The 7,726-nt window shown below is 59.0% G+C and carries 7 protein-coding genes; 5 read left to right on the top strand and 2 right to left on the bottom strand.

The genetic code is table 11. From position 1 onward, the window contains the following. Together OWC48_RS43610 and OWC48_RS43605 are read left to right on the top strand one after the other, a co-directional pair. A partial coding sequence (locus OWC48_RS43610; protein ID WP_282525549.1) for a thiamine pyrophosphate-dependent enzyme occupies positions 1-696 on the top strand: 696 nt, incomplete at its 5' end. Between the two features lie 462 nt (positions 697-1,158). Further along, a complete protein-coding gene (locus OWC48_RS43605; protein WP_282525548.1) occupies positions 1,159-1,431 on the top strand; it encodes a hypothetical protein in 273 nt (90 codons plus the stop codon). Between the two features lie 787 nt (positions 1,432-2,218). Here the strand turns inward: OWC48_RS43605 and OWC48_RS43600 are convergent. Further along, positions 2,219-2,404 (bottom strand): hypothetical protein, encoded by a 186-nt coding sequence (locus OWC48_RS43600; protein WP_282525547.1) that lies wholly within the window; start codon positions 2,402-2,404, stop codon positions 2,219-2,221. Between the two features lie 584 nt (positions 2,405-2,988). Between OWC48_RS43600 and OWC48_RS43595 the strand changes: the two genes are divergently transcribed. Both OWC48_RS43595 and OWC48_RS43585 read left to right on the top strand, forming a co-directional pair. Further along, positions 2,989-3,702, top strand: coding sequence for a helix-turn-helix domain-containing protein (locus OWC48_RS43595; RefSeq protein ID WP_282525546.1), 714 nt, complete (start codon positions 2,989-2,991; stop codon positions 3,700-3,702). A gap of 938 nt (positions 3,703-4,640) precedes the next feature. Next, entirely contained in the window at positions 4,641-5,078 is a 438-nt protein-coding gene (locus OWC48_RS43585; protein WP_282525544.1) for a nuclear transport factor 2 family protein, read from the top strand. Positions 5,079-5,567: 489 nt separating this feature from the next. Here the strand turns inward: OWC48_RS43585 and OWC48_RS43580 are convergent, their stop codons facing one another. Further along, positions 5,568-6,473, bottom strand: coding sequence for a LysR family transcriptional regulator (locus OWC48_RS43580; RefSeq protein WP_282525543.1), 906 nt, complete (start codon positions 6,471-6,473; stop codon positions 5,568-5,570). A gap of 111 nt (positions 6,474-6,584) precedes the next feature. Here OWC48_RS43580 and OWC48_RS43575 point away from each other — a divergent pair, with 111 nt between their 5' ends. Then, positions 6,585-7,481, top strand: a complete 897-nt coding sequence (locus OWC48_RS43575; RefSeq protein ID WP_282525542.1) for a sterol desaturase family protein — start codon at positions 6,585-6,587, stop codon at positions 7,479-7,481. Positions 7,482-7,726 lie beyond the last annotated feature (245 nt).

The raw sequence follows: 7,726 nt of genomic DNA, 5'->3' as shown, positions 1-7,726 counted from the left end.
CCGATCAATCCCCAGCTCGTCGCCTGGGAACTGTCGCCGCGTCTGCCGGAACGCGCCATCATCACCAGCGATTCCGGCTCCTGTGCTAACTGGTTTGCGCGAGACCTCAAGATCCGGCGGGGCATGATGGCTTCGCTCTCCGGGGGCCTCGCTTCGATGGGCGCGGCGGTCCCTTACGCACTCGCGGCGAAATATGCCCATCCGGACCGGCCCGTGATCGCGCTGGTCGGCGACGGCGCCATGCAAATGAACAACATGGCCGAGCTGATCACCGTCGCGAAATACTGGCGATCCTGGCGCGATCCGCGCTTCGTCGTCTGTGTCTTTAACAACGAAGACCTCAACCAGGTTACTTGGGAACAGCGGATCATCAATGGCGACCCTAAATTCGAAGCCTCACAGCGCATCCCCGACGTACCCTATTCGCGCTTTGCCGAGATGATCGGCCTTACTGGCATCTATGTCGATAGCCCGCAATTGCTCGGCTCGGCCTGGGAGCAGGCGCTGGCGAGCGAGATGCCCGTGGTACTGGAGGTGAAGACCGATCCTGAGGTGCCGCCGCTGCCGCCGCACATCACGCTGCAGCAGGCAAAGAATTTCTCACTGGCCTTATTGAAAGGCGACCCCAACGAGACCGGGGTGATTAAGGGAGCAGCAAGGCAGGTCCTGGAATCCATACTACCCGGAAAGGAGTGAAAAGCGATTTCGTGACATCCAGGACGGCTTCGACGGGAAACGATAAATAGCACTGCTCTTCTTCCACCGTCACCCACGGCGCCGGAAATCGCCGGAGGTTATCCATCACATCCGGCGGTTAGCTAGCGTGCCCTTGATGGGCATCCCGGTGGTGTAGGACCGGCCTTCCGGACATTTCCTTCGCACAGGCCGATTCCGCTCAGCACACAAGCCCTCGACCTTAACCTGCATCCGCTGAAGAAGGGTTTTAGGCGAGGCAGTCGAGATGCCGGCGCGCTTGAGCTGCAGGATCTCGTTGTGTTGGCGGCCGATTTGCATACGCATGCGCCCTATTCGGAGCGGATGTAATTGAGGTCAGGCATGGGGCATCCTAGGAAACTAGAACAAAATAAGAACCAGAGTCAATAGGAACATGATTTCCGCGCTCTCGTTGGCCCCTACGAAGCCAAACAGGAGTTTTCGATGAAGAAGATCATTATCGCTGCCACCGCCCTCGGTCTCATGTGCGGCTACGCCTTCGCTCAGACTTCCGGCCCCGCTCCGCAATCCGGCAACATGCAAAAACCGGGCGTGCACAACACGGAGAAGGGTTCGATGACCAAGGGCACCACCGGTATGAGTAAGGACGGCATGGCCAAGGGCGGCATGGTGAAACCCGATGCGTCCGGCCAAGGCGGCTCTGGTCCCGGCAGCGACCAAGGCGGCACGAAGGTGGCGCCGGGTAGCATGAAGTAAGCCAATCTCCTCTGTGCCTTACTTCTACAGCCGCGCCGCTCGCCAAGCCGGCGCGGCCACGCACGGCGAACCACGCCATGGTTTTATCGAAGCATTGGAAACGTCCTTAGCCCGCGATGCCAGTTCGCCCTCCACCTTGTCGATCTCAGCTTGGTTGTTCGGATGAAAGTAGCAAGCTCCGTCGCGAGACATCTCCGACAACACTTTCTGTTGTGACGACGTTTCCATCCGAGTAAGAATGTGCCCTGCCCGGTCCAAAACTCTAATTAAAAGATTCGCCCGCACGGGCGCTAACACTCGCATCCTGAAGGAGCGACTTGGCCACTCGATAAGCAAGCGAGGCGCCGACCACCGGAGATCAAGCCAAATCGATTCCGAGATCGCGGCTGCGACAGCGGGCAGTCGCATTGTCTTACAGACCGACTTCCGATGATAATCGGCGAGCTCCGCCGCTTCTTCGAGCTTTTTCCCATCGTTGACGATTAGGCGCACCAATGTCCGCTGCTGTTCGCTAAGGTCGTAAACTGCAATCGACGGCATCTGAGCCCTTAGTTGTCACGGGATGCGGTCGCGGCCGCGATGAGACGACGCAGATCGACTTTTCTTTACGGGCCGTTCCAAGAGGTACGCGGCTTCGAAGGAAGCTGCTCAAGAAGCAAATTAAACCGCTTGATCAGGCCTCCGCCGGCAAGATCGAGCTTGAACTACAAACGACCGATTGAGCCCGGCCAGAAATATTGAGCTTTGTCGAGCTTGCCCAGGTCCCTGAATTGAACTTCGAAACGCCTCACCTGCCGGCCTTGCCCTCGACCTCTCGCGCTAGCCGCTCCGCTCTGAGACGTCTGTGGTTTTCTTGAAACTCTGGATCGGCCTGACTGTCCGCAATCGTTTGCCGCGCTCCGTTGGGGTTTTGCGCCTTGCGGTCCGCCTCGTCGGCTACCCGCTGCTGGGCAGAGCGCTTTTGTTCGGTCATTACTAGATCCTTGCACTCATCGATCAGGGCCATATCGAGTCACTAAGTCACTTCGCGTAACCCTGGGATCGGAGCCACTCGATCCGACGCTCTCCATTCATCCAATCGTCAATTTCGGTCCTGCTTGTGAAACCCGTGATTTCTCGAGGGTCGGCGCCTGGGTACTCGGCGACGACGGCCCAGTCGCCGTCAGACTTACGGATTGGTTTAAAACTCACTTTTACTTTTGCCATGCCGAACTATGCAGGAAAGTGCGCAAAAAGTGAAGCTCGCGGAAGCATTTTGCCGGCCAGGTCTGCTGAGGGTCACAAGCGGCGGTGAACGCCGGTGCTGCCCAGAGTCTGCTCTACCTCCCACAGCCGACATCTCAATGGCTTGAACGCTGTTCGGCTTGGGGTATCAGCCGACATCGCCCGCGAGGTAGCGCGCGTGAATCTCATTGCTCATGCGAGCGCGCTTAAGGCCCCCCGTTGTTCTCTAAATCTCAAAGCGCACTAATTGCCTCATGTCCTTTGGTACAATGATCTTGGGGGCAGGCATGAATTAGGCTCGAAAATTGAAGCGGTCCAAGTTTGGAGGCGGCCATGTTTGTGCACACTTCCAGCGATGGGGCTCATCGGCCAACTAGGCTCGCTGATTTCGGTATATTGAGTAGCTCAAATCAGCTCGTTTGCCTGAGCGAGTTCACCTACAAGAAACGCACGGTAATCTTCGCCGAGGGAGATTCGGCCGAGTACATATACCAGATCAAGCGAGGCGTCGCTCGGAGCTACAAAATGCTCAACGATGGGCGGCGACAGGTAGCCGCATTTCATCTGCCTGGGGACATCTTCGGATTGGTGAACGGCGATTTGCACCGGTTCACAGCAGAAGCTGTAGTCCGGACCAGCGTTCGGCTGTTGAGTCGCCAAAGGCTTGATGAGGTTGCCCAGAGTGACAGTGTCCTCGCGAGAGAACTACTCAGCCTAACCACCCAAAATCTGCAACATGCCGAAGATCACATGCTTCTTCTGGGCCGCAAGGACTCCGTCCAACGGGTCGCGGCCTTTTTAACAGAGATGGATCGGCGAAGCAGCGCTTCCGCTGTGATGGCGCTGCCAATGACGCGCTGTGATATTGCGGACTATCTTGGGCTGACCATCGAAAGTGTTTCCCGCGCATTGTCGCGATTGCGTCGGGCGGGCGTCCTGGAATTTACGGACGTCATCCATCGCGAAATCAACATTCTGGACCGGCAACAACTGCATGCATTTGATCTTCAAAGCCATTCAGCGGCTCGATCTGCATCGCACAAATGAGGTCTGCCTGAGAGTTCGCAGCCCGGCCTGGAATGGCTCAGCAAAAAGATTAGCGGAAAAGCCGTCGCCGGGTTAAGCGCCGCGACGGCTTCTTCGTTACGCGCTCAGACGGCCGCGACTACCCGCCGCGTCGCATGAAGGAAACGGTTAGCAGGCGCTGCGACGCCATCAATTGGATGACGCTCCTGTTTGCGCAATTCATCGACTAGACGTTCGAGGTAGGGCGGCAGAGGCGAGGTTTCTCGAGATAAGTTCTGTTGCAATCTGTCACCCACCTCGTCACAGATCGACCGGGCAGTCTTATGGTCGATGTGGTCCGATATTCGATTGGTCGATTCCATATCGCGACCTTTCGATTTGGCCCCACGTTTAGCTTAAGTTACACAGACGCGAGAATGTTTCGCGCACTTTCAAAGAATACCGCTGGTTCCATTTGATGGAACGAAGACATTGTGCGCGGCTCCGCTCTTGGCTTGAAAGCGAACCACTACCCCGCGTTCGGTTGACGGTCAGCAGGGGGCAAAAATGCGAATTACCGCGCCCAGCGCCGGGATTTCCGGCCTGGGCAATGCGTGTGCCGCCGCTTCCTTTTGTCAACGTGGTTGACGGTAATCGCCCGGAATTGCTGTTCCGCGAACTATTGGATGGAGTCCCCTGGCAATGATGATGTTGCGTCGTAGAACTAATCGTGGTGGTTGAAGTTCGGCGCATATGTCACCGGCTGCAATAGCGGTGTCATGGCGTGCGATATGGACTCCTGAGGTGACCGGCGCCATTGAAGTTACCATCGCCTGCACCTCTTCCCCAATGAACCAATAGCCGGCCCACAGCGCGACCGGCGACTGTGTCGTCTGCTGGCGGGAGCGTAGCCGGCGCAAACGCGCGAATTGATTATCTGAGCAATCGGGAAACGCATTTATCCAACAGAGGAGTATCCTATGAAGTTGGCTCGAACATCAGCACTAGTCATTTGTCTGCTCGGCGCGCCGGGAATTTCGTTGGCCGGGGACGCCAAGGGGGACGTGGAGAAGGCTTACGCCGCTTGGGATGCCGCATTCAACAAACACGACGAGAAAGCCATCGGCGCCTCCTATGTCGCGACGGCAAAATTGATGCCGCCGACACATCAGGTCGCGTCGGGTCCGGCTGAGATCGAGAAGTTCTTTGCCGGACTCTTCGCGAGCGGTGTGACTGATCACAAGTTGGAGATGATCGACGCCGGCGGAGACGACAAGGTTGTTTTCGGCACAGCCAAGTGGAGCGCCACGGGTAAGGACAAGGAGGGCAAGCCGTCTCCCTTCAGTGGTTTGGCGACGCACGTCTTCGAACGCCAAGCCGACGGATCGCTCAAATTAAGGCTGCAAACATTCAACTAAAGCGATTGAGGCTCAATCTGTCCGGTGAGGCGGCGGCCTTACCGGACACCCAGAGCGGCTACTTGCCACCGGTGAAGGATATGTCCGGATTGGGTCCATTAGCTGAACTCGCAGCTCATCTTCGGCACTTCCGCTCTGGCAGCAAGAGCAGGCTTTGTCCACCGTCCTCGGTGTCTGAGGTGGGCCCGATATTGTTGCAAAAGTTGATTTTCGCCGATGACCAAAATTCTGCGGGCTGTGCGCGCGACTTTCGCGTACAAGATGCGAGGGACCTCAGGGTCTCACGCAAAATTCACAGGCGACTTCGGTAGCGCGATTGAGGTCATACGAAGTGTTTTCGCGAAAAATCTTGAGCCCTGCAACTTTCGACTTTTGCAACACAATCGGCCACAAGCAGACTCCGGCGCCTGGTCGATCACTTCGAAACAGTCGTCATGATGGACAGGCCGGTAATCCGCACCGGGCGATGCGTCGAGTGCGACAAGGCGCCTAGACGTTGATCTCGGCCGCTGCCCGCACAATCGCTGCTACGGTTGCCTTGGCTGCCGGCGACGCGGTTCTCCCTCGCAAACACACGATGCCCGTGCTTGACGGTGGCGACTGCCAGCCATGTACGACAAGCCGGACGAGCGCGCCGGATTCCAGCTCCCCCCGTACCGCCGCGTTCGTCGCACCCAGAACGGTATCCGTGGTGAGCGCGACCGTCTTGAGCAGACCGTAGTTGTCGCACTCGAGCGCAAGGGCGGCCTCCTGGCCCGCAGGCAGGCCCAGCAGGGCGGCGAGTTCCACCTTTGAGGGGCTCAGCAACTTCGGGGCGGCCAGACCGTACGTCCAGACGTCCTGCAGCATGTGTTCGCGCCCGGCCAGCGGATGTCCTGCCCGCACATACAGGCCGGCCTGCTGCCCCCCGATCAACTGGATGTCCAGCGCGGCATCCCCAGGCATGTCACGGACATCGGCGGCAAAGAACTCGATGCTTTCGGTACGCAAGCTCTCCAGCAACTGCACCCAGTTGCCGACCTCCATGCGCAGCGCCACCTGCGGGTGCAGGCGGCGCAACGCCACAAGCGCGCGTGGCATCAGGGTGGCCGTCAGCAGCGGCCCGACGCCGAAGGCCGTGTCCCCGAGCTGGCTGTCGCGGTAAAGTTCCACGTCGCGCTGCAGGCAACGCGCCTCGAACAGCAGCTTGCGCGCCCGCTCAATGACGAATTCCCCGGCACGGGTGGGGCGTACATCACCAACGTCGCGGTCGAACAGGCGGATACCCAGGTCGTTCTCGATGGCCTGGATGCTGCGACTGAAGGCCGGCTGGCTCAGGTGGGCGGCTGCGGCGGCGCGGGCGAAGTGCAGGGTGTCGGCAAGGGCGACCACGTGGTTCAGGCGGCGCAGATTCATGGCATTGCACTCCATGCATCAAAATAATGAGTATTATGCATTGGACGCAATAAAGCGAGCCTCTTAGACCGTTCCACAATTCAAAACATCAGAGTGGCAGGAGACGTCCATATGAGCTCGCAACTGCAGTACCTCTTGATTGGCACCTGGATCCTGGGCTTCGTAGCCATGGAGTTCGTCACCCGGCGGTATCAAGAGACGGTGCGCGGCAACGCCACAGCCAACGACGCCTGGTTGGAAGTGCTGATGTTTGTTAGCCTGCTCGCCATCACCCAGCCGATCGCGCTGCTCGGCAGCAACGCGCTGTGCAACTGGCTCATGCCGGCGCAGCACAACGCCTGGGCCAGCCTGCCATGGTGGGCCATGTTCGGCATGCTGCTCATCGGCGATGACCTCACGCAGTACCTCTGGCACCGCGCCTCACACACGCCCCTGCTGTGGCCGCTGCACCGCGCGCACCACAGCGCGGCCTACATGAGTGTGCGCATCACCTACCGCAACAACTTCTTCTACTACCTGATGATGCCGGGCCTGTGGATCGGCGGCGTGGCGGTGTACCTGGGTTTCGGCCCAGTCTATGCGGCGTATCTGGTGATCAAGTTGGCGGTCATCCTGGGCGCGCACTGCGCTTGGGCGTGGGATGCGCCGCTGTACCGCGTCCGCGCGCTGCATCCGCTGATGTGGGTGCTGGAGCGCACCATCTCCACGCCGGCCACGCACCAGGCGCACCATGCGCTCACCAATGAAGATGGCATTGGCCACTACAAGGGCAACTTCGGCAACCTGCTGTTCTTCTGGGACGTGCTGTTCGGCACGGCGCATATCACACGCAAATATCCCGCCAAGGTCGGCCTGCAGGACGACATCCTGTTTGGCCCGGAGCGCTGGACGACGCAGATGTTCTACCCGCTCGTCCACTCAAAGCGCGAACATTCAGCGCTCCGCCCCGGCGGCCGTGGCTTCACCGAAGCAGACCTGCAGACCGAAGCTAAGCAGAAGGCCACCTGAACGCGGGTAGCGTCGTCGAGGCGCCGCAGCAAGCGTTCGCGATGCCTCGGAAGGAACTGGAATGGGTAACCATCTGGTCCGCGAGCGGCCTCTTGGCCACGCCGAGATGAGCCGAGCGGAAACCATCGTGCTTGCGGCTGGAGCACCGCGCTTGTGGCGATCTTCATCCGACTCATTGGTATTGGTTAGGAGAAGGCTATGATCGTCAGTTCTTGCAATGTGTTCAGCGACCACCAGGTTCGGTC

Source organism: Bradyrhizobium sp. Arg816, assembly GCF_029989365.1.
Taxonomy (GTDB): Bacteria; Pseudomonadota; Alphaproteobacteria; order Rhizobiales; family Xanthobacteraceae; genus Bradyrhizobium.
This window is presented reverse-complemented; position numbering and strand designations above follow the sequence as displayed.

Bases quoted from the DNA above. Each gene is read 5' to 3' on its own strand.
- OWC48_RS43605 (WP_282525548.1), top strand. From the start codon at position 1,159: ATGAAGAAGATCATTATCGCTGCCACCGCCCTCGGTCTCATGTGCGGC.
- OWC48_RS43600 (WP_282525547.1), bottom strand. From the start codon at position 2,404: ATGACCGAACAAAAGCGCTCTGCCCAGCAGCGGGTAGCCGACGAGGCG.
- OWC48_RS43595 (WP_282525546.1), top strand. From the start codon at position 2,989: ATGTTTGTGCACACTTCCAGCGATGGGGCTCATCGGCCAACTAGGCTC.
- OWC48_RS43585 (WP_282525544.1), top strand. From the start codon at position 4,641: ATGAAGTTGGCTCGAACATCAGCACTAGTCATTTGTCTGCTCGGCGCG.
- OWC48_RS43580 (WP_282525543.1), bottom strand. From the start codon at position 6,473: ATGAATCTGCGCCGCCTGAACCACGTGGTCGCCCTTGCCGACACCCTG.
- OWC48_RS43575 (WP_282525542.1), top strand. From the start codon at position 6,585: ATGAGCTCGCAACTGCAGTACCTCTTGATTGGCACCTGGATCCTGGGC.